The 20617-nt window shown below is 61.7% G+C and carries 18 protein-coding genes; 12 read left to right on the plus strand and 6 right to left on the minus strand.

The features are described from left to right. The first annotated feature begins 16 nt into the window (after positions 1-16). The 10 genes from nagA (at position 17) to KY459_06215 (ending at position 9990) form a co-directional block, all read left to right on the plus strand. Entirely contained in the window at positions 17-1129 is a 1113-nt protein-coding gene (nagA, locus tag KY459_06170; GenBank protein MBW3564292.1) for an N-acetylglucosamine-6-phosphate deacetylase, read from the plus strand. Continuing rightward, positions 1126-1902, plus strand: a complete 777-nt coding sequence (locus KY459_06175) for a glucosamine-6-phosphate deaminase (protein MBW3564293.1) — start codon at positions 1126-1128, stop codon at positions 1900-1902. Before nagA ends, KY459_06175 begins: the two co-directional genes overlap by 4 nt. Then, positions 1899-2732: an endonuclease/exonuclease/phosphatase family protein gene (locus KY459_06180; GenBank protein MBW3564294.1), complete on the plus strand. Its 834-nt coding sequence runs from the start codon at positions 1899-1901 to the stop codon at positions 2730-2732. Before KY459_06175 ends, KY459_06180 begins: the two co-directional genes overlap by 4 nt. Then, the gene (locus KY459_06185) at positions 2729-4048 is read left to right on the plus strand and encodes a cardiolipin synthase B (GenBank protein ID MBW3564295.1); all 1320 of its coding nucleotides are present in this window, start codon (positions 2729-2731) and stop codon (positions 4046-4048) included. Before KY459_06180 ends, KY459_06185 begins: the two co-directional genes overlap by 4 nt. 73 nt (positions 4049-4121) lie before the next feature. Next, the gene (locus KY459_06190; GenBank protein MBW3564296.1) at positions 4122-4979 is read left to right on the plus strand and encodes a GNAT family N-acetyltransferase; all 858 of its coding nucleotides are present in this window, start codon (positions 4122-4124) and stop codon (positions 4977-4979) included. A 19-nt stretch (positions 4980-4998) separates the two neighbouring features. Then, positions 4999-6471: a pyruvate kinase gene (pyk, locus tag KY459_06195; protein ID MBW3564297.1), complete on the plus strand. Its 1473-nt coding sequence runs from the start codon at positions 4999-5001 to the stop codon at positions 6469-6471. Between the two features lie 16 nt (positions 6472-6487). Further along, positions 6488-7216, plus strand: a complete 729-nt coding sequence (locus KY459_06200) for a Crp/Fnr family transcriptional regulator (GenBank protein MBW3564298.1) — start codon at positions 6488-6490, stop codon at positions 7214-7216. Next, on the plus strand, positions 7213-8613 hold the full coding sequence (locus tag KY459_06205) for a sigma-54 dependent transcriptional regulator (GenBank protein MBW3564299.1): 1401 nt from the start codon (positions 7213-7215) through the stop codon (positions 8611-8613). The genes KY459_06200 and KY459_06205 overlap by 4 nt, the downstream gene beginning before the upstream one ends. Beyond that, on the plus strand, positions 8600-9085 hold the full coding sequence (locus KY459_06210) for a DUF192 domain-containing protein (protein ID MBW3564300.1): 486 nt from the start codon (positions 8600-8602) through the stop codon (positions 9083-9085). The genes KY459_06205 and KY459_06210 overlap by 14 nt, the downstream gene beginning before the upstream one ends. 8 nt (positions 9086-9093) lie before the next feature. Further along, a complete protein-coding gene (locus KY459_06215) occupies positions 9094-9990 on the plus strand; it encodes a rhomboid family intramembrane serine protease (protein ID MBW3564301.1) in 897 nt (298 codons plus the stop codon). 404 nt (positions 9991-10394) lie between these two features. Here KY459_06215 and KY459_06220 read toward each other — a convergent pair whose 3' ends face one another. Continuing rightward, entirely contained in the window at positions 10395-11699 is a 1305-nt protein-coding gene (locus tag KY459_06220; GenBank protein MBW3564302.1) for an aspartyl protease family protein, read from the minus strand. Between the two features lie 96 nt (positions 11700-11795). On the opposite strand from KY459_06220, the gene KY459_06225 reads away from it, so the two are divergent. Beyond that, on the plus strand, positions 11796-12398 hold the full coding sequence (locus tag KY459_06225; protein MBW3564303.1) for a hypothetical protein: 603 nt from the start codon (positions 11796-11798) through the stop codon (positions 12396-12398). On the opposite strand, the gene KY459_06230 is transcribed toward KY459_06225, so the two are convergent. Genes KY459_06230 through KY459_06245 form a run of 4 tightly spaced genes read right to left on the minus strand, consistent with a single transcriptional unit; the run spans position 12392 to position 18753 of the window. Continuing rightward, on the minus strand, positions 12392-14734 hold the full coding sequence (locus KY459_06230) for an EAL domain-containing protein (protein ID MBW3564304.1): 2343 nt from the start codon (positions 14732-14734) through the stop codon (positions 12392-12394). The two genes, KY459_06225 and KY459_06230, sit on opposite strands and share 7 nt — an antisense overlap. Next, positions 14731-15342 (minus strand): methylamine utilization protein, encoded by a 612-nt coding sequence (locus KY459_06235; protein ID MBW3564305.1) that lies wholly within the window; start codon positions 15340-15342, stop codon positions 14731-14733. The genes KY459_06230 and KY459_06235 overlap by 4 nt, the downstream gene beginning before the upstream one ends. Before the next feature lie 5 nt (positions 15343-15347). Beyond that, entirely contained in the window at positions 15348-16487 is a 1140-nt protein-coding gene (locus tag KY459_06240; protein MBW3564306.1) for a hypothetical protein, read from the minus strand. Then, a complete protein-coding gene (locus KY459_06245) occupies positions 16477-18753 on the minus strand; it encodes a hypothetical protein (protein MBW3564307.1) in 2277 nt (758 codons plus the stop codon). Before KY459_06245 ends, KY459_06240 begins: the two co-directional genes overlap by 11 nt. 41 nt (positions 18754-18794) lie before the next feature. On the opposite strand from KY459_06245, the gene KY459_06250 reads away from it, so the two are divergent. After that, positions 18795-19844, plus strand: coding sequence for an ABC transporter permease (locus KY459_06250; protein ID MBW3564308.1), 1050 nt, complete (start codon positions 18795-18797; stop codon positions 19842-19844). Positions 19845-19864: 20 nt separating this feature from the next. On the opposite strand, the gene KY459_06255 is transcribed toward KY459_06250, so the two are convergent. Then, on the minus strand, positions 19865-20611 hold the full coding sequence (locus KY459_06255; protein MBW3564309.1) for a sulfite exporter TauE/SafE family protein: 747 nt from the start codon (positions 20609-20611) through the stop codon (positions 19865-19867). Between the last annotated feature and the right edge of the window lie 6 nt (positions 20612-20617).

Below are 20617 nucleotides of genomic sequence, written 5' to 3' on the forward strand. Positions count from 1 at the left end.
CGATCGGAGTTGGATGATGAGCAACCAGCTACGAGGAAAGTTTTTTCTGGAAGACCGGCTCGTCGCGGGGAAGATCTCGATCGCCGGCTCCCGGATCGAAGCCATCGAGCTGATGGAGCCAGAGCAGGACCATCCGCTCATTGTTCCATCATTCGTCGACGTTCACGTTCACGGCGGAGGGGGTTGTGATTTCGCCGACGGTGAAGTCGATGGAGCGCTCGAGGTTGCGCGCGTTCACGCGGCCCATGGCACGGGCGCGATGATCGCGAGCATCGTCTCTTCGAGCGAGGAAGAAACGATCGCAGCAATCGAGTCGGTCGGAAAGGCACGTGAGGCCAACGATCCGAACGCGGCTTCCATCGTCGGCGTACATCTCGAGGGACCGTGGATTGCGGAAGAGCGCGCGGGAGCTCACGCTCACGACAGGTTGCGGCTGCCCGGCGAGAGGGAGCTCGAGAACTGGCGGCGGGCAGCCGGCGAGATGCCGATCTACGTCACGCTGGCCCCGGAGCTCCCGGGCGCTCTCCCGCTGATCAGCCGTTTCAGCGACACGGTGAGCTTCGCCATCGGTCATACCGAATGCGACTACGCGACCGCGCTCGATGCGATCAGTCGCGGCGCAAGAGCGTTCACGCACCTGTTCAACGCGATGCGCCCTCTGCATCATCGCGCGCCCGGGCCGGTGGGCGCGGCGCTGATCTCCGAGGCGACTCTCATGGAGATCATTGCCGACGGGGTTCACGTTCAGCCGGTCGTCATTCAGATCGTGGCGCGGCTCGGCGCATCGCGTTGCATCCTCGTCACCGACGCGATGCGAGCTGCGGGATCCGGCGACGGTGACTGGAAGCTCGGATCCCTCGATGTCCGGGTTCGAAACGGGGAGGCCCGCCTGGACAATGGTGCGCTCGCCGGGAGCGTGCTGACGATGGATGTGGCATTGCGGAACATGGTCGAGCTCGCCGGGCTGCCACTCGATCTCGTCGTTCCGATGGCGACCTCGATTCCGGCGGGCTTCGCGTCCCTGGCCAGAAAGGGTCGGGTCAGCCCAGGCTTCGATGCGGACCTACTCGTGCTCGACGAGAAGCTCGTGATCAGAGACGCCATCCTGCGAGGCAGACGGATCTCATGAAATGGACGACCGTCGAAGACTACGCGGAGCTCTCGCTCCGGGCCGCCCGGCTCGTCCTCGATCAGGTCGAACGCAAGCCTGCTTCGACCCTCGGCCTTCCGACCGGGAACACGCCGCTCGGAATGTATCGGGAGCTCGCGGCCACCTGTCAGGTCGACTATTTCTGTTTCAACGAAGTCCAGACCTTCAACCTCGATGAATATGTAGCGGTTCCCTCCGAACACCCGGGCAGCTTCGCCTCCTTCATGCATCGCAATTTCCTGAATTACGTGGACATCGAACCCGGCAGCGTGCACATTCCTACGGGCGATCCGGATCTCCTTGTAGAGCGATTCGGTTCGGATCTCGACTTCGAAGAGCTGCTCGCCCGTGAATGCGCCTGGTACGAGGAGGAGATCGCCGATGCGGGTGGTCTCGACCTGATCGTCCTCGGAGTCGGCCGCAATGGGCACATCGCGTTCAACGAACCGGGAACGCCCTTCGAGTCGCGAACCCATGTGGTAGAGCTGGATGAGTCGACACGACAGGCAAACGCTGCGGGGTTCCCGGGAGAGGAAGTGCCGCGGCGCGCCATCACGATGGGCCTGGCCACGATCCGGAACGCCCGGCGAGTGGTTCTGCTCGCGTCGGGTGCGACGAAACGGCAGCCTCTCGAGAGGTTGGCCGGCGGAGAGGTGCACCCGGATCTTCCGGTGAGCGTTCTCCGTGATCATCCGGACGTCGAGGTGGTCACGGACAACGCAGCGAGCCCGGATCTTGAAGGGGCGGAATGAAGAACGACCGGACCGTGAAGTTCGTTCTCGTCCTGGTCGTGCTCGGCAGCGCGTGCGGAATCGAGGAGCTCGAAATTGGTGAAGGTGAAATCGTGATCGCTCTCGAAAGTCGGGAACCCCGCGCGGGTAACGTCCTGACGGTGCTGAGCTGGAACGTTCACGGCGCATCCCAACGGAAGGACTCGAGTCATCTCGCGAGGATCTCCGAAGAGATCAACACCTTCGAACCGGACGCGGTGTTTCTACAGGAGGTTCATCGCCGCACACCCGGCAGCGGCGGAGCGGATCAGGTCGAAGAGCTGGTGGAGCGAACCGGACTGAACGCGTGCTTCTCCCCCTCGATCGACATCGGTGATGGTGAATACGGAACGGTCGTTCTCGTCCGGGGCCGGATCGAGGGTCTGGATGTGAGCCCTCTTCCCGGCGGTGGCGAACCCCGTTCGCTCGGAAAGTGCCGGGCGCACCTGCTCGGGCGCACGATCGACCTCTTTTCAGTCCACCTCACCGCGTGGGGCCGGCTCAATCGAGCGGATCGCGCGCGGCAGATCGACTCGGTTCTGGAGGTCGTCGAGTCTGCCGAGCTTCCCGTTGTCGGCGGAGACTTCAATGCATCGAGACGGGCCCCCGATCTTCTCGCGATCAATTCGTCGGTGAGGTTGCAGTCCGTCCTGGAGGAGTCGCTCGTGACTCATCCGGCGACCCGTCAGAGTTTCGATCACATTTTCGTCGACCGGGCATGGGAGGTGCTCGAGGCCGAAGTCGCAAAGCGAGGGCCTTCCGATCACTGGCCCGTTTTTGCGAGGCTTCGACTGAAGGAGGCGGTGGAATGAGTAGTGAAACTTCCGGGAAGGGAGAGCGATGGTGGCAGAAGGAAACCGAGATTCCCCGGCTGATGCTGTGGACCGGTATCTTCCTGATCGCGTTGTTGATCGCTCTGCTCTGGACGACGACGAGGCATCGAAGCTTCAGCCTGGTCACACGGCAGGCGCAGGCTCGCAATTTCACCGAACAGGTTCGGTCGGTTGCGTCGCTGTCGCAGGGGACGCTGATCGAAGGTAACCATATCGAGGTGGGGATCAATGGTGAGTTCTTCGATCGGTTGCTCGATGACATGGCGAGCGCCGAAGAGACAATTCATCTCGAGACATTCGTCTGGTGGGACGGCGAGATTACGGAGAAGATTGCCGAGCTGCTGGCGAGCAAAGCGTCGAGAGGGGTCGAAGTGCGCGTGATGGTCGATGCCTCGGGTGGCAGCGAGATGACCGGCGAGGTGAAGCGAACGATGATGGAGGCCGGTGTCCAGCTGCTCTGGTTCCGGCCGTTTCGCTTTGGCAATCTGGGCAGGCTCAACTTCAGAGACCATCGCAAGATCGTCGTCATCGACGGGAAACTCGCCTATCTCTTCGGTCATGGAATCGCCCAGGAGTGGACCGGCGACGCCGAGGGAAAGGACCGCTATCGCGATACGTACGCGAGAATTCGAGGCCCGATCGTCAATCAGATTCAGGGGGTTTTCTTCGAGAACTGGGTCGAAGAGAGCCGGGACCTTCCTTCCGGAGCGAAGTATTTTCCCAGGATCGAGCCCGTGGGATCGATGGCGGCTCATCTCGCGTGGATTCAGCCGATCGGGGACATCTCGTCGGTGGAGGTCCTTCATTACGCAGCGATCGCGGCTGCACGGGAGGATATCGTCATTCAGAATCCCTATTTCGTCGTCGAAGACAGCGGGCTGGCTCTGCTGCGCCAGGCCATCGACCGTGGAGTTCGAGTGCGCGTCATGGTGCCATCGGTCGAGGGGACCGACAACCCCCTGGTCCAACACGCCAGCCATGCGAGGTTCGAGGAGCTGCTGGAGGCGGGCGTCGAGATCTGGGAGTACGACCGGACGCTTCTCCACCAGAAGATCATGGTGATCGACGGGATCTGGTCGGCGATCGGGTCGACCAACTTCGATGATCGATCCTTCGAGCTCAACGACGAGATCCAGATCGGCGTCATGGATGCGGGAATTGCCGCGGAGCTGATCGCGGATTTCGAAGAGGACATGAAATATGCACGGAAGGTCGATCTGGAGGAGTTCCGGAAACGTCCGTTGCTGGATAAGTTGAAAGATTGGGGGTCTTACACGTTCAACGAGCAGCTTTGAGACGGCGCCGGCAGGGCGGTCGACCCAGATTGTGGACTTCGACCTTCCGATTCACGCATCCTTCGGTAAGAAGATGAGTGTTCAGCATCAGATCGACTGGATTCGGGGACGACGCCTGGTCGACGAAGACGAGCGCGAAGCCAGAGCGCTGCTCGGATCGGATCCGCTGGTCAATGTCCAGCTCAGGGAGAGACTCTCGGACACGCCACTTTCCGCAGCGCCTTTCTTCGGAATCGAGCGCAACGGAGATCTCGCCGTGATCGCGATAATTGCGCCGAGCGTTCATATCGCGGTTGCGAGGGATCTGAACGGTTCGGAGACGGCGTACGCCGGCGCTTTGATTGCAGCTGAGATTCTTCGCCGCGCGCTGCCCCTTCGCGCCATCATTGCCCCGGCGCAGATCGTCGACCCTCTCTGGACCGAGCTCCAGGGTCGCGTACCTGCGCCCCCGGTGGATCGTCGGAGGCAGCCGATCTACGGGCTCGACCCTCCACCCCGGGGAACCCTCAGCAGCGTTCGGCTCGCTGTCCCCGCCGATCTCCCCCATCTCATCCCGGCGTGCGCGGCGATGTATCGGGAGGAGGTGGGCATCGACCCCCTCCAGCGAGATCCGAAGTGGTACGCCGAAAGGATTCGCGATCTCGTTTTCTCCGGCCGATCATTCGTCATGCTCCGGGACGGCGAGATCCTCTTCAAGTGCGAGATCGCAGCGGAAACCGAGGATGCGGTGCAGCTGATGGGGGTATGGACACGGCCCGACCGGAGGAGAGCCGGCATCGCTCGACAGGGCCTCTCCGAGGTCATTGGTTACATCGGCTCGATCGGGAAATCGGTGACACTGTTCGTCAACGACTTCAACCGCCCCGCCATCGATCTCTACGAGTCGCTCGGTTTCAGCATCGTCGGCGTCAATCGAGCCCTGATCTGGTAGACGACGGTAGAATCAGCCAATGGCGATCCGTTCAGACACTCTTCGCCTGAAGCATCGCCGAACCAAGATCGTGGCGACGCTCGGGCCGGCTTCCTCCTCGGTGCGTATGATCGAACGGCTCATCGAGCATGGAGTCGATGTTTTCAGGCTCAACATGTCGCATGGGGATCATGCGTTTCATCGGGAGACTTTCGCAAGCATCAGGAACGTGGCGGAGAAGCAAGGCTGTCACACGATGATTCTGGCGGATCTGTCGGGTCCGAAAATCAGGTGCGGGACTTTCGAGAACGGCTATATCGATCTCGTCGACGGAACCGTCGTGACCGTGACCACACGGGACGTCGTCGGGAGAGACGGTCTGATTCCTTCGCAATACGAGGCACTTGCCTCCGACGTTCACCCGGGAGACAGAATCCTGCTGGACGATGGGAATCTTGAGCTCGAAGTGCTCACGGTTTCCGGAGAGGACGTCTCCGCACGGGTCGTTCATGGAGGCCGGCTGAAGGATCGGAAGGGGATGAATCTCCCGGGAGTGGCGATCTCGGCGCCCTCGCTGACCGAAAAGGACCGGCGGGACGCGGCGGTCGCCCTGGAGCTCGGAGCCGACGGCATCGCTCTCTCCTTCGTCCGGCGAGCCTCGGATGTCCGAGAGCTGAGAGATCTGATCGAAGAATCGCAGAAGCGCCCGACCGTGATCGCGAAGATCGAAAAGGCGGAAGCTCTCGACGACATCGATGCGATCCTCGACATTTCCGACGGGATCATGGTCGCGCGTGGCGATCTCGGGGTCGAACTGCCCCCTGAGAACATACCGATCATCCAAAGCAGGCTCGTCGAGCTCGCGAGAGCTCGAGGTCGGCCGGTGATCGTCGCGACCCAGATGCTCGAATCGATGGTATCGAACGCCCGTCCGACCCGCGCCGAGGTCTCGGATGTCTCCACGGCGGTCATCAGTGGAGCGGATGCCGTGATGCTGTCGGCGGAGACCGCGTCGGGAGAGCATCCGCTGGAAGCGGTCGAGACGATGGACAGGATCGCGCGTAAGACCGAGGGTTATCTTTTCCGGCACGGTGCCTTCGGAGGCTTCCGCGCGCTGTTCGAAAGCGAGGACCAGAATCGGCCTGAAGGAGCGATTCCGCTGGGAGAGGCGATCGGGCGCGCGACCGCTCACCTTTCCCGCGATCTGGCGGTCCGATCGATCATTGTCGAATCGAGCCATGGGATCTCGGCCGTGAGGGTCAGCTCGGGCCGGCCGGCTGCTCCGGTGATCGCGGCCTCGCCCGACGCGACTGTGTGCCGCCAGATGTCTCTCCTTTGGGGAGTACTTCCGATGTTGAGCACCCCTGAGAATGCGGCGGATCCCGATGCGGCCGCCCGTCAGCGGGTGATCGATCTCGGTCTCGGCAAGCCAGGCGAGTACATCCTGAAAGTCTCGGGCTTCCATCGGACTCTCGAGCACAGCCGGCCGAGCGTCACGGTACTCGCGCTTTGATACGATGCGAAGTTCGATGAGGACCGGGAATCAGATCCTGGATGCACTTCCGGGGGCCGAGGCGAAGGATCTCCACAGGTACCTCGAGCCGGTCGAGCTTCGGGTGCAGCAGGTGCTCTCGAACCCCACGGATCTGTCCGGATTTGCTTACTTTCCGGCCTCCGGTGTGATTTCGCTTCTCCGCGGCTTCGAAAATGGAGCCGTCATCGAGGTCGGGGTCGTCGGGAGGGAGGGGATGACCGGCATCCATGCGTTTCTCGGCGACACGCTCGAGCCGAATCACGCGATCGTTCAATGCGAAGGAAGAGGCTTTCGGATCAGTGATGCGGAGCTTCGGAGGTTGTTCCGCAAGGGGGGCTCGCTGCAGGCTCTTCTCTTGCGATTCACATATTGCCTGATTGCACAGATCTCCCAGACCGCGGCGTGCAACCAGCTGCACCTGGCGGATCAACGCCTTTCCCGATGGCTTCTCGCGATGTCCGACCGGATCGATGATTCCGTGATCCCGCTGACGCACGAGTTCCTCGCCCACATGCTCGGGGCGAGCCGGGCGCGTGTCAGCGAAGCGTTGCGGAGGTTCCGGGATGGCGGTGCGGTAGAAAGCAGGCGAAATCAGATCGTCATCCGGGATCGGCAGAAGCTCGAGGCGTGGGCATGCGAGTGTTACGAGGAGGTACGTAACATCGATGATTCACTTCCCCCTGCGAATAAGGCGCGGATGAGTCCGACCGGGTCCAACCCGTGAACCTGCTGATCGTCGACGATGAGGCTTCTTTGAGGGACTTCCTCTCGATCGTTTTCGAGGAGGAGGGATGGGGCGTGCAGACCGCCGGATCGGTCGCGGAAGCCCTCGAGCAGGTCGAGATCCGGGAGCCGGACGTGGTTCTCTGCGACCTCATGATGCCGGATGGTTCCGGCATCGAGCTGCTGCGCCGGGTCAAGGAAACCCGGCCCGACGTACCGTTTGTGATGATCACGGCGTACACCTCGGCAAAATCGGCCGTTGCAGCACTGAAGGCGGGAGCTTACGACTACATCGCAAAGCCGTTCGACGTCGACGAACTGAAGATCGTGATCCAGAAGGCCGTCGAACGGAGTGAGCTCGAGCACGAGAACGTCTACCTGCGCCAGGCGCTCGAGGAAAAAATCACCTATTCGAGCATCATCGGGAAAAGCCGGCGGATGCAGGAGATTTTCGGCGTCATCGAGCGAATCGCCCGAACGGGGTCGACGGTGCTGGTTACCGGGGAGTCGGGCACGGGGAAGGAGATGATCGCCCGTGCGATTCATGCGCGCTCCGGTCTCGCGGGCAGATTCGTCTCGATCAACTGCGGAGCGATGCCGGAAAACCTGCTCGAGTCGGAGTTGTTCGGACACGAGCGAGGGGCATTCACGGGCGCGATCCGCGAGAAGAAAGGGCTGTTCCAGGAGGCGCACAGAGGCACGATCTTCCTCGATGAGATCGGCGAGATGTCGCCCGTCATGCAGATCAAACTGCTTCGAGTCCTCCAGGAGAAAAGTATCCGGCGCGTCGGCGGCAACGAGGAGATTCCGGTCAATGCCCGCGTGATCGCGGCGACCAATCGTGACTTGACTGAAGCGATCCGAACCGGAGAGTTTCGTGAAGATCTTTATTATCGGATCAACGTCATTCCGATCAGCCTGCCACCTCTCCGGGAGCGTCGCGACGACATCCCGATCATGGTCGAGCACTTCATCGAAAAGTATTGCGAGGCGCTCGGCCAGCCGAACAGAAAGGTGTCGATCGACGCAATGGCGGCGCTCGAGAACTATGCATGGCCGGGTAACGTGCGTGAGCTCGAGAACGTCATCGAGCGAACTGTCGCACTCGATTCGGAAGAGGTCATCACCCGGAAGAGCCTTCCAGCCAATCTGGTGACGGGAATGGAACCGTTGCGGGAGCTCCACGAGCTTCCGGAGGAAGGGATCGATCTGGAGGCACACCTCGAAGCCATCGGTAAACACCTCATGCTCGAGGCACTCGAACGAACAGGCGGTGTGCAGAAGAATGCCGCCGAGCTGCTCGGTATGTCCTTTCGTTCTTTTCGCTACTACGCCAAGAAGTACGAGCTGCCGACGGGACGCAGGTCGTCCCGGAAGGAGGCGGATGCCGAGAGCTGAGCTCATTGCGGTGTTGGCGATTCTCGCAGTTCCGTTCGGTTGTGCCGATCGTGTGTCGGACCCGGTCCCGTCTCCGGTCGACTATCCGGCCGTCGTCGCTCCGGACGGTTCCGTGATCGAGGTCGAGGTCGCCGATGAGCCGATGCGCCGGGCGCGAGGCCTGATGTACAGAAGCTTCCTTCCAGAGGACCGGGGGATGATTTTCATCTTTCCGAAGCCAGGCGCCGAGACTTTCTGGATGAAGAACACTCTGATCCCTCTCGACATGATCTGGCTCGACGAGGATCTCGAAGTCGTGTGGATCGAGCGCGACGTGCCGCCGTGCGAAGCCGATCCATGCCCGAGCTATGGCTCGGAGTCGGTCGTGAGTAAATTCGTGCTCGAGCTGGCAGCGGGAGGAGCCCAGCGATACGGGATCGTCAAAGGATCGGTTCTGCAGCTGAGGAACATTGACCCCTCGATCGCCCGTTGAGCCGTTCGATGTCGCATCGTGACTACAGGTCGATCTACGTATTTCTCTTTTTACAGATCGCCTTCTTCTTTTTTCAGCTCCAGAGCTCCCAGCGTTTCGTCGAGGCTTTTGCTCTCACCCGCTCGGGACTCTTCCGGGGAGAGATCTGGAGACTGCTGAGCTTTCAGTTCGTGACCGCGCCGGCGTTCGGATCGCCTGCGATCGGGCTGTTCTTCACGCTGCTGATCTTTTACATATTCGGCGGGGCGATCGAGGAAGCGTGGGGAACGGCTCACTTTCTGACGATCTTTGCACTCGGAACGACGGCATCGGCCGTGTTCGGGATTGCAACCGGCATCCCGCTGCTGGGCGGCTTCTTTTTCGAGTACGTGCTGTTGTTCATCTTCGCGCACATGTACCCGAACCACGTCTTTTATCTTGCGCTGATCCTCCCGATCAAAGTGAAATGGATCGCCGTTTTCGCCGGCGTCATCCTGCTGCTCGGCCTCATTCGCCTCGACCCCTACGCCATCGCGGCTTTTCTCGGGGCGGGTGCGGGGTTCGGCTACTACTTCCTGATCTCCCGGCCGAATCTGCTGCGCACGATACGATCCGCCGCTGATGAAACCAGGAAAGGCTTCTCGCCGGTGTCCGGGGCGAGAGGGGGAGGAGACGACAATCTCGCGCTCTCCCGTGAGATCAGGAAGATGCTGGAAGAGGGAGATGTCGAAGGAGCGCGCGATCGGATTGAACGATTGCGCCCCGGAATCGTCAGGGGAGTCAACATCTGCCCGCCGGCCGACTACAAGCCCGAAGCCGCAGATCGCTATTGCATTCAATGCGAAGGCTTCTATGAATGTACGATCCGCGATACCGAGGCGAGCCTGGCGGAAGAGCCGGGCGAGGGGACCGCGTCGGGCAGCTAGGATGAAGAAGAGTGAAGAGTGAAGAGTGAAGAGTGAAGAGAAAGAAGAGACGGCTGAACGGGTTCGCCACCCCCACTCACTCATAGCAGATCCACCACGCCCGACCCTCATCGAGCTTGCCTCCGACGCACCAACCCCGTCGTCCCCAGCGGGCGGCGAGCCGAGCAGCGTGTGACGATCTCGCGATTCCCCATGGGCGGGCAAGCGAGGGACCCCGCCGTCCAGTACAGAGTTGCCCGGGGCGCAGCGCCGCCTATTGATTGTCAGGAAGGAAAACCCGAAACCGTGCCGGATCGCGGCCGCGCTAGACGCGGGGGAAGAGTGAAGAGTGAAGGAAGAGACGTCAATCGTTCATCAGAACTCACCCCGGAGAGTCGGATGCCCGGGATTGCTCGAGGTGAAGGTCAGCGAACCAGCGCGACGTGCATTCGCCTGAAATCGATCTTCAGCACGAAGTGCTCGAGGAAGTTCTGCCCGAGAATCCCGAGCGTGTCCGTTCGCTCGTCCCGATAGAGCGGAAGATCGTCGAAGACCCCCATCCATCGCGCGGCGCCGATCGAAACGTTTTCGATCCGGACTCCGGTCTTGATCGCTCCGCCGAGCCCCTGGAGATTCGCGGAGTGAATTCTGGGGAAGGCGCTTCTCAGGTCGCGAACCTCGATTTTCGAAAGGTTCAGGAACGTCACCTCCGATCCGGTATCGAGCATCATCGGGAACCATGCGCGCCCGTTGATCGCCGCCATCAGGAATGGCCGGCTTTCGATCAGGAAGAGGTTCTGATCCGGAGACGGGTCGGGTGGAAGGTCTCCGGTCCATTCGAAAGTCGCACGGTCCTGCCGGTAGTCGAGCTCCATTGTGAAGTTCCTCAGCAGCCCGGTGCCGAGAAGCAGGTCGATCTGGAATCGCTCACGACCGCCAATCGCAAACTGCAGTTTTCGCGTCGCCATGATCGCGACCGGCACATTGCGGATCTCGATCGAGCCGATCTCCAGGCTCTCGATCAACCCGAAATCGACGTCGATCGGTTCGCTCAGCAGGCCCTGAACGACCGCACGGGTGTCGGGGTAACGTCGTACACCGAGTCCGTCCGCGAGATCTCCGGAGATGATCGACAGGGACGAGCCCGTGTCGACGACACCTCGCGCGGGATGACCGTTGATCCCGACAAGGATGCGGGGAATCGCGGGACGATCGGACTGGAGATCGACCTCGGTATTTCGCACAGAACCGGCGAGCTCGTTCGGGACGGTCTCGAGGAGTTGTTCGTGAAGACGGAAATACCAGCGCCGAATCTCGAGTCCGCCGTTCCGGGCTTCGTTTGCCTTTTCGAGCGCGCGAGCCAGATCCCCGTTCATCATTGCAACCTGTGCGAGATCCCAGTGCAGCCGTGCGCGCCGCTCCCGGTTCCGCTCATGTTCGAGAGCCCGGGAGAGGTGGGTCTCCGCGTCGGCGAGGCGCATGGCGAACAGCTCCGCGCGCCCGAGAGCCGCGAGCTCGATCGGATCGTCGGACAGCGATTCGATGATGTCGGCTCTGGAGAGGACGGCCGCGTAATCTCCACGATCGAATGCGACCACGGCGTTCGGGTGGCGCTGAATGTCGTTCGGCGTCAGGTGGAGCGGCATGATCGTGACGTTCGAAGAGAGCGCGCACCCTCCCAGCGCGAGCGCGCAGAGCGCAGATAACCCTCTCGATGCCGATCTCGTCACGGATCGAAGCATAGCAAGATGCCCAGCCTGTCTCTCAGGGGTTTGCGAAGGTGTTTCCGCTCGCCGTGGCATGGTTTTCGCCCCCGAAATGACGTTGTGAGAGTCCAGGCACGCATCATCGCATCGGTTCTGCTTTTCGGCGTTTCGTGCAGCGACGAAAAACCGCTTCGCGGATGGAAGAACAGCGACGTCGAGGTGATCAACGAGGGAACCGCCAGCGGGAGCGCCAGCCACGTGGTGGCGCCGGGAGAAAGCTTCGAGCCGATGACCTCGACCGACGTCGACACGACTACGGTCACCGATATCGTCGGAACGGAAACGCTCGAGGAGGGGGAGTTCGTCGACGAGGGCACTCTGGCGTCGACACTCGAGCTCGATGAGGAAGGTCAGCCGGTCAGCGGGAACCCACCCGAGACCCGGCCACGACGGGCAGCTCCTCCGCAGCCGTCACCAGGTCCCTCTCCCGCGGAGCCGGCAAGAGAGACTCGACGATCCACCGAACCTGAACCAGTCGAACGACCAGATCCGACAGATGCGACTCGGGAGGAGCCTGAGGAGCCCGAAACGGAGCCGGAAGAAGAGCCCCCGACCGAAGAGTCGGAAGAGCCGCCATCCGAAGAGCCGGACGAAAACCTTTCGGATGAGGCAGATTCGGTGGAGGAATCGGCGGCGAGCTCGGAGAATGATCGTCGCTACTGAGCGGTGGCTTTCGGTCGTTCGAGGTACGGAAGCAGCTCTGCGAGAGGAATCGGCCTCGCAATCGCGTAGCCTTGGGCGAGATCGCACCCGAAACTCGCGAGGACCTCAATGATCTCTTCGTCCTCGACTCCCTCTGCGACGACCTCCATCCCCATGGCGTGACCGAGATCGACGGTCGAACGAACGACGACGTGATCCTGCGAAGGGCCATCCGAGAGGTGCATCACGAAGGAGCGGTCAATCTTCAGTTCGTGAGCGGGAAGGCGGGTGAGGTTCGACAGCGACGAGTAGCCCGTCCCATAGTCGTCGATAGCGAGGACGACACCGAGCTCGGCGAGTCGCTCGAGAGTTCTGATCGATCGGGGAGGATCCTGCATGATCGCGCTCTCCGTGATCTCCAGAGTCAGCAGCGCCGGAGGGAGACCGTGTTCCTCCAGGTGATGGGAGATGAGCCCGACCAGATTGTCGTCGAAGAAATCGAGGGCCGACAGGTTCACCGCCACTCCTTTTGGCAGTGATACGCGTTCGGACAACGATGCGATGTCCCGGATGGCACGCGCAAGGACCCATCGCGTGATTGCGCTGATGTTTCCCGATTGTTCCGCGATAGGAATGAATTCGCCCGGGGGGAGCATGCCGTGGACCGGGTGCTGCCACCGGACGAGTGCTTCCACCCCCACGATCGATCGGTCGGCGATTCTCATCTTAGGCTGATAGAAGAGTTGAAGCTCATCGCCTGCAATCGCGGTGCGGAGCTGCGAAACCATGGCGAGCCGTCGGAGCGAGTGCTGATCCTGTCCGGGATGATAGAGAACGAAAGGCTCGTGGTTCCGCTTGGCCTGATACATGGCGATGTCGGCGCGCATCATGATCGTCTCTTCATCGTCCCCATCCTTCGGAAAGATTGCGACACCCTGGCTGGCGGTGACCTCGACCATCGCTCCTTCCAGTTCAAACGGCTCATCGAATGCCTGCTGGATCCGTCGGGGTACGACATCCCATTCATCGGAAGCATCCCCTACGAAAGCGACCGCGAATTCATCGCCGCCGAGGCGGGCGACTGTATGATCCTCGCCCAGGAGGTTCTCGAGCCTCCCACCGATCTCGCGGAGTAGAAGATCCCCGGTCTGATGACCGAGCGTATCGTTGATCTCTTTGAAGCGATTGATGTCGAGCATGATCATGATCGCGACGCGATCGAGCCGTCGCGCGTTCGCAATGTGGCTCGCGAGCTGGTCGAGAAGGTGAGCGCGATTCGGAAGCCGGGTCAGCTCGTCATGGGTCGCCTGAAACCGGATTTGTTGTTCGCGCGACGCGATCCCTTCTTTCATGCTGTTGAAAGCAGTGGTGAGGCGGCGAATCTCTTCGCCACCGGAAACTTCGATCGGACGGGCGTAGTCGCCGCGCTCGATGCGGCCGGCGGCATGACTGAGCTCCAGCAGCGGCCGGCTCACCCCTCTCGCCACTGCGACGGCCGCAAGAAGAGCAAACGCGAGAGCCAGCATGGAAAGAAGAAAGATGCTCCATTCGAGCTGTCGCTGCGAGCTTCGTACGTCGGTGATCGATCGAACGAGTAACAGCGAGATCTCGGAACCGTCTCCCGTATCGAGAAGCCGGCGCATCGCGAGAAAGGGTGTTTCCTGAAGATCGACGATCTCTCCGTAGGGCACTGCGGAAACTCGGTCGAGAAGAGTCGGTAGCTCGTCGGGGGGGATAGACGAGGCCGTCTTCGTCGCGCTGGTCAGATCGCCGCTCCAGATCGTGGCATCCCATGAGGTCTGCAGCGGGACGACCGACAGAACCTCGTCGTCGACGGCGAAGAGGCTCGCCACGTAATAAATGGGATTTGGAGCGAGGACGGGAACCACGACGACCTGATGCGGTGACCCCTCGAAGGTGACCAGCGCGGAAGTGCCGGGCTCACCCGACGCTCCGTTCAGCAGCTCGGGGAAGGGAAAAGACGTGGTGGAACCCGGCGAGTCGACCGTCGACGCTGTGACCGATCCGTCCAGTTCGAGCAGATACGCAGCATCGGCCGAGACTCTTCCCTGATGATTGGCGAGCGCGGATTCGATAGTGGGCTGATCCCCGAGCGCCAGCGCTTCCCTGAAAGCGAATTCCGAGGCGAGCACGCGAACGAAATTGCCGAGCTCCCGCCGCTGCGACTGCAATCGTTCATCAAAGACTTCATTGGCCTGGCTCAGTTGACGAGGAACCTCGTCGTCGAGCCGCCGTTCACCCGCCAGGCGGACCGCGATCAGCGTGGTGAGCTGCAAAAGTGCGAGGACCGCCACGAAGAGAAGAATCAGACGCGACTGGAAGCCTCGAAAAATCACGGTGACCGGTCAGCACTCGAACCGAGTGTCACGACCGATCGCGAGGAGTCGACCTCCACTCGCGTCGCGGTGACGGCCGATCGAATCCCCGGATACCACAACATCACGTCGTACGAACCCTCGTCGAGATCCTCGAAAGTCACTGTTCCTCCCGCGGTGGTGCTGGCGAACCAGGGGGTGTCGACGACGACGATCCACGCGCTCATCTGATCGTGAATGTTGCACCCGAGCGAAACCAGCCCGGCCTTGTCGAATATCACCGGATTCTGAGTCCTGCCCCGGTACAGCGGAAGCTGAAACACCTTCGGCTTGGAAAAGGAGTAGACCTGATGCTGAATGTTGTCGCTGTTCGGAAACTCGACGGGCGTTCCTCGCTGAATCGGCAGAACGTGAGGGATGAACATCCGGTTGTTCTGATCCATCACGGCCCTCACGTCGGCGGGGGGCGGCGGAACGGTCCGCCCAACGGGGACCGCCCATACGACGGCGTCCCCCGTCGAAGCTCCAGGCAGGCTGCCGATCCTGATCTCCAGTTCTGCGGCAAAGCTGCTCGATGGCAGGGCGCCGAGCATCAGAATCGGAATCATTTTCCTTGCGAACCGTTCCATGTCGATCAATTGCCATTCAATCCTAGTGAAAAAGCGTATTCGCCGAAAAACGCGAGGCGGGTGTCGTCATCAGTTGCGGATATCTCGGCGCCCGCCCGGAAGCGACTCGGCGGGGTCCAGATCCACGCCACCGTCAGGGCTTCGCCGCGATCTTCCTGGTAGCCGGCGAGCGGGTCGGGGGGAAACTCGGTTCCGTAGCTGTCAAAGCGGCCCGAGAGCCTCCACGACTCGAACTTCTTCGAAATCAGCACGTAGGACGCATCGATCTCGGCTTCGACCTCGCCCGAGTCGAAACGCGCGATCGTGACGCCCCAGCCGACCTCGGCTATGAATGTCCAGTCCCCCCGGACGTGCTCGGCGCTCACGATACGGAACGGTGTTTCCCAGGTGAGGATGTCACCGTAGCGGAACCCGTCGGCTTCGTTGTCGATGATTGTCAACTGAATCTGAGTCGCCTGATTGTTCCAGCGTGCGCGAGCCGCCCAGCCGGTCCGACCGTCGAGCTCCGGCGAGATCGAGGTGATCGTCCCGGGAACGAGGTCGATTCGCTCGTCGAGCAGAGCCACGTTGTCGTGCAGACTCCATCCCCGCTCGGCGACGATGGAGCCGAAGGCATCATTGCCGCGATAGGCGGTCGCCCCGATCGTGAACCCTGACCGGTAATAGTCCAGGTCGATTCCAATCGGGCGGAACTCTTCACCGAGCCATGAGTTCAAAGCGGATGCATTGATCGTGTAGGGATTCTTCCAGAACGCGTCGACGTGCTCCCTCGAGGTCGGAAGAAAGAACGCGCCGGCCTTGATCCGGAAGCGCTGAGCGCGCGGGCGGAAGTTCAGCTCCAGGTAGCCCTCGATCAGTCCCAGTTGCTCCCGTCGCCTCTCAGGGCGGTCGTCGCGCGCAAGGACGTCAGCGTGAACGCGTACCGATGGATGCAGATACCAGTCGGCCCCGAGTCGGAGCTCATAGCCCGGATCGAGCTCGGGCAACGCCGTCGACTCCTCACTCAGGGAAGCAGAGCCGGAGACGAGCCCGCTGAGCTGGAACGACTGCTGTGCCAGAGCACTTCCGGCGAGTCCCATCTCGACCAGAAGGACGATCACGACCGGCGTGCGCACGCCCGTGCGGAGCGGCAGTTCATGTCTCACGACGCTCCAGTTTACGTCGCCCGGCCAACCACGTGCGACCCACCAAGGATAGGACGATGATGGAAATGAGCAGGGTCGAGCCCCCCCAACTCAGAAGAATCAAAGACCGCCGCCTGCTGAACTCGAGCTCGATCCGAGAGCGGCCAGCCGGTACTTCGACCCCGAGCTGATCGACGTACACGGGGGTGATCCGGAGATCCCGGCCCTCTGCCGTGGTCGCTCTCCAGGCTGAAAAAAATGTATGGGGCGTCACGATGAGACCCGCCTTCTCGGCCGACAGATCCAGCAGTACGCCCTGGCTGCCTGCTCCGACGAGTGCGATTCTCGCATCGGCCGCGACCGTAAAAGGTCCGCGTGGAACGAGAACGATCCTCGCCGGATCGAGTCCCCCTTCAATTGCCTCGACCGCATCGTTGACGTTTCCGACCTGAATCACCTCCGGCGGGCTTCGATAGGGATCGGGATGATCGATCGAGGAGAGGACGGCCGGCAGCGGAGCGCCCGCGGCTCTCAACGCGACCGCACGGCGATCTTCGAGCGGAGTCGGAGTCACCATCAGATCGGCATTGGCGGCTCGAGCCCAGATAATTTTCAGAGCGTCGGAACCGGACTCGAAACGCTCTGCTGTCACCCGCGACAGGTACGATGACATTCCATCCGGTGACCGGACGAGGGCGTAGGAGGCTCCATCTGCGATTGCAGAAAAGGGGACGGCCCGGCTCTCATACGTCCGGTAGAGAATTCGAGGGGGGAGAGTCGCGTCGCTCCCCCGGGTGACCCGCGTGTCGTAAGCGATCGATTTTCCGGTGAGGCTCGAGGTCAGCGGGGAGGGCTGCTCATAGAAAGAGGACCGATCGATGCCGAGCGTCGCCGGGAAGAGCAGAAGCAGTCCGCCGAGACTGAGAGCCCCGGACGCCAGCGCCGCGCGCCGACCATTCCGCACGACCAGAAGGATCGCGAGGGAACCGAACCCGGCCAGAGTTGCCGCGATGACTCTCGATCCGGAGACGATGTCCGTCGTGAACCAGCCCGCGGAGATGGCGCTCAGCGCAATCACCCCGATCAGAGGACCGAAGATCACGCGGCGACCGGACCGCACACTTTCCAGCAGCATGCCGGTCAACACAACACCCGAAAGAGTCGTCACGAGAAGGAGCTTCTGAGGATAGCGGACGGCCAGATCGAGTCCGGCCGTCGCGAAGAATGACTCGAGACCCGGAAGGAATCGCCCGAGAGAAAAAAGAAGACTCGTCGCAAAGAGAAGCTTCCAGATCCACGCCCTCGCCGGAGTCGGTGAGCCCGCCAGGAGTGCCGGAAGGAGGAGGGCGCCGATGAAGATCGAGTGGAACAGCAGCTCGTCGGTCGGAAAACCGACCGGCAGCCGATCGAGCTCGGCCGCGGAAAGCGAAGGCATCGGTCCGTATGGAGCGGCAGCGAGAAGCTCGGGGATTCGGATCGGGTGGAGGGACGCGGTCAGGGCGACCTCAGGTGAAAAACTGAACACGCCTCGCTCAGTCTCATCGATGATCTCATCGGTTGCGATCAGTTGCGGCAGGACGATGAGGAGGGCGATCGTGAAGGCGAGAGCGAGTGCGGGAGCATGCCTCCATCCGATCCTGGAGACCCCTAGGAGAATCAACGTCACCCCCGTGGCAGCGATGACCAGAGGCTCGCCGCAAAATCCGAACAAACCGAGCGCGAGGCCGAGCACTGGCCCTGCACGGAGAGCTTCCCGGATCGAGCGGGAGTCCGCCAGAGTCTCCAGCGCCAGGACGCACCACGGCAGAAAAGCCGCCGCAACGATCAGGTTGTAAAGGCTGGCACACGAAGCGACGACTCCGCTGGTGAGGTAGAACAAACCGGTCATCACGCTGATCGGGGGTGACAGTCCGAGCCTGCGGCCCAACCTTCGCGCGCCTTCGAAGGCCAGCGCGAGATGGATGAGAAAGTGGAGGTTGAAACCGACCCGCGCCGGAACGATGAGTTGCAGCAGCGTCGTCGGATGGAACGTGAGGTAGTTGGGATTTCCCGCGAGTGGCTGACCTCCCGACACGGCCGGGTTCCACATCGGAAGCTCGCCGGAGAGAAGGATCTGCCGGGTCATTGCCTTGACCGGGTAGTGCGTGGAGAAGTTGTCGCGATAGAAGAAGAAGTATCGGGTGGAGACGACGATGATGAAGCCCAGGAGCAGGGTAACGAGAGTGCCCGTGATCAGGATCCGGATCCGGGTGTTCGGAGTTCCGGAAGAGCGATCTTCCTCGAGCATCGACGCGAGTGTACATGAGCCGAGCGGAACCCTTCCGGGCGATGTATCCTTGCGCCCGCATGACGGTCCGACATCCCCTCATCGAATTGACGGTTGCCCGCGTCAAGGAGTTCGTCCGCCAGCCGGAGGCAGTGTTCTGGGTCCTCGCATTCCCGATCATTCTCGCGATGGCGCTCGGGTTCGCCTTTCGGGAAAAGGAACCGGAGAGGATTCCGATCGGCGTGATCGAGGGCTCCGGCGGGGATTACATGGAGGCCCTCGCGTCGTCGCCTGCATTGAAGGTGGTGGAGTACGAGCCGGAGGCGGGTGCGGAAGCTCTTCGTACCGGAAGGATCTCGCTATTGGTCGACGCGCGGGAGGATGTGACGTTCTCTCTCGATGAAACGCGCCCCGACGCCCGCATCGCGCGACTGGAGGCGGGAGAGGCGATCCAACAGGCGGCTGGACGGCAGGATGTCGTTCAGATCGTCGATCAGAGGATCGAAGAGAAGGGCTCGCGATATATCGATTTTCTGATTCCAGGCCTTCTCGGGATGAACCTGATGGGTACAGGGATGTGGGGTGTCGGCTTTTCCGTCGCGACTTCCCGAATGCAGAAGCTGCTGAAGCGCCTGATCGCAACTCCGATGAGCCGGACCCATTACTTCATGGCGTTCATCTTCTCCCGCATCGTGTTTCTGGTCCTCGAGGTAGCTGTGATCGTAGCCTTCGGCTGGATCGTATTCGACGTTGCGGTTCGCGGCTCGATACTGGTGTTTGCAGTCGTCAGCCTCGTCGGTGCATTCACTTTCTCGGGGCTCGGGCTTCTCGTCGCGTCCCGGGCGCAGACGATCGAAGGAGTGAGCGGACTGATGAACCTCGTGATGGTTCCGATGTGGATCCTCTCGGGCGTCTTCTTTTCATCGGAACGGTTCCCCGACTGGTCGCAGCCCTTCATCCAGACACTTCCCCTGACGGCGCTCAATGACGCGTTGCGAGCCGTGATGTTGGAGGCCGCGGGTATCGGCGCGGTCGCACTCGATCTTCTGGTAATGGCGGCGTGGCTCGTGATCAGTTTCCTCATCGCGCTGAAGATCTTTCGATGGACGTGATCTGAAGACGCCTCCGGTAGTTACAGGTCCCGGACAAGGATGAAGATCGCCACGGCGATGACGAACCAGCCGAAGAGTTTCCGCAACCCTCGAGCGTCGATTTTCCCTCCCATGTGTGTTCCCGCGACCGCACCGGCAACCGCGCAGATCGTCACCAGCAGAGCAATCCGGAGGTCGAATCCACCCTGCTGCAGGTGCCCGACCAGCCCTGCCGCGCAGTTGATCGTGATCACGACGAGCGACGTGCCGACAGCTTCCCTGACGTGCAGACCGCCGAACACCATCAGCGCCGGAACGATGAGGAACCCCCCGCCGACTCCGAGAAACCCGGTCAGCACGCCGACGACCGCTCCGGCGAGAAGCGCGCTCGGGGCCGAGCGGTGCGCATCCTCGAGCTCCTTCCGCTCACCGCGAAGGAGCATCATTGCCGCTACGATGAACATCAGAAGAGCGAACAGCAGGAGCAGCGTCCGGGGTGACACCAGATAAGTGAGACGGGCTCCGAAAAAGGCGCCGGCAATTCCGGCGGCACCGAAGAGGCCGGCTGTTTTCCAGACGACTCTGCCTTCGCGATGATGGAGCAGCGAGCTCACCAGACTCGTCGACCCGACGACGGCGAGCGACATGCCGATGGCTTCTCGCGCTCCGACGCCGATCACGTAAACAAGGATTGGCACCGTGATGATCGAGCCGCCGCCTCCCATGAGACCGAGCGAAATGCCGATCAGAACGCTCAGGACCAGCCCTGCGACCAGCCCGCCCGTCAACCCCAT

It is taken from the genome of Acidobacteriota bacterium (assembly GCA_019347945.1).
GTDB lineage: Bacteria > Acidobacteriota > Thermoanaerobaculia > Gp7-AA8 > JAHWKK01 > JAHWKK01.

Excerpts from the sequence above, each read along its gene's own strand:
- nagA (MBW3564292.1), top strand. The coding sequence starts at position 17 with ATGAGCAACCAGCTACGAGGAAAGTTTTTTCTGGAAGACCGGCTCGTC.
- KY459_06175 (MBW3564293.1), top strand. The coding sequence starts at position 1,126 with ATGAAATGGACGACCGTCGAAGACTACGCGGAGCTCTCGCTCCGGGCC.
- KY459_06180 (MBW3564294.1), top strand. The coding sequence starts at position 1,899 with ATGAAGAACGACCGGACCGTGAAGTTCGTTCTCGTCCTGGTCGTGCTC.
- KY459_06185 (MBW3564295.1), top strand. The coding sequence starts at position 2,729 with ATGAGTAGTGAAACTTCCGGGAAGGGAGAGCGATGGTGGCAGAAGGAA.
- KY459_06190 (MBW3564296.1), top strand. The coding sequence starts at position 4,122 with ATGAGTGTTCAGCATCAGATCGACTGGATTCGGGGACGACGCCTGGTC.
- pyk (MBW3564297.1), top strand. The coding sequence starts at position 4,999 with ATGGCGATCCGTTCAGACACTCTTCGCCTGAAGCATCGCCGAACCAAG.
- KY459_06200 (MBW3564298.1), top strand. The coding sequence starts at position 6,488 with ATGAGGACCGGGAATCAGATCCTGGATGCACTTCCGGGGGCCGAGGCG.
- KY459_06210 (MBW3564300.1), top strand. The coding sequence starts at position 8,600 with ATGCCGAGAGCTGAGCTCATTGCGGTGTTGGCGATTCTCGCAGTTCCG.
- KY459_06215 (MBW3564301.1), top strand. The coding sequence starts at position 9,094 with ATGTCGCATCGTGACTACAGGTCGATCTACGTATTTCTCTTTTTACAG.
- KY459_06235 (MBW3564305.1), bottom strand. The coding sequence starts at position 15,342 with ATGGAACGGTTCGCAAGGAAAATGATTCCGATTCTGATGCTCGGCGCC.
- KY459_06245 (MBW3564307.1), bottom strand. The coding sequence starts at position 18,753 with ATGCTCGAGGAAGATCGCTCTTCCGGAACTCCGAACACCCGGATCCGG.
- KY459_06250 (MBW3564308.1), top strand. The coding sequence starts at position 18,795 with ATGTATCCTTGCGCCCGCATGACGGTCCGACATCCCCTCATCGAATTG.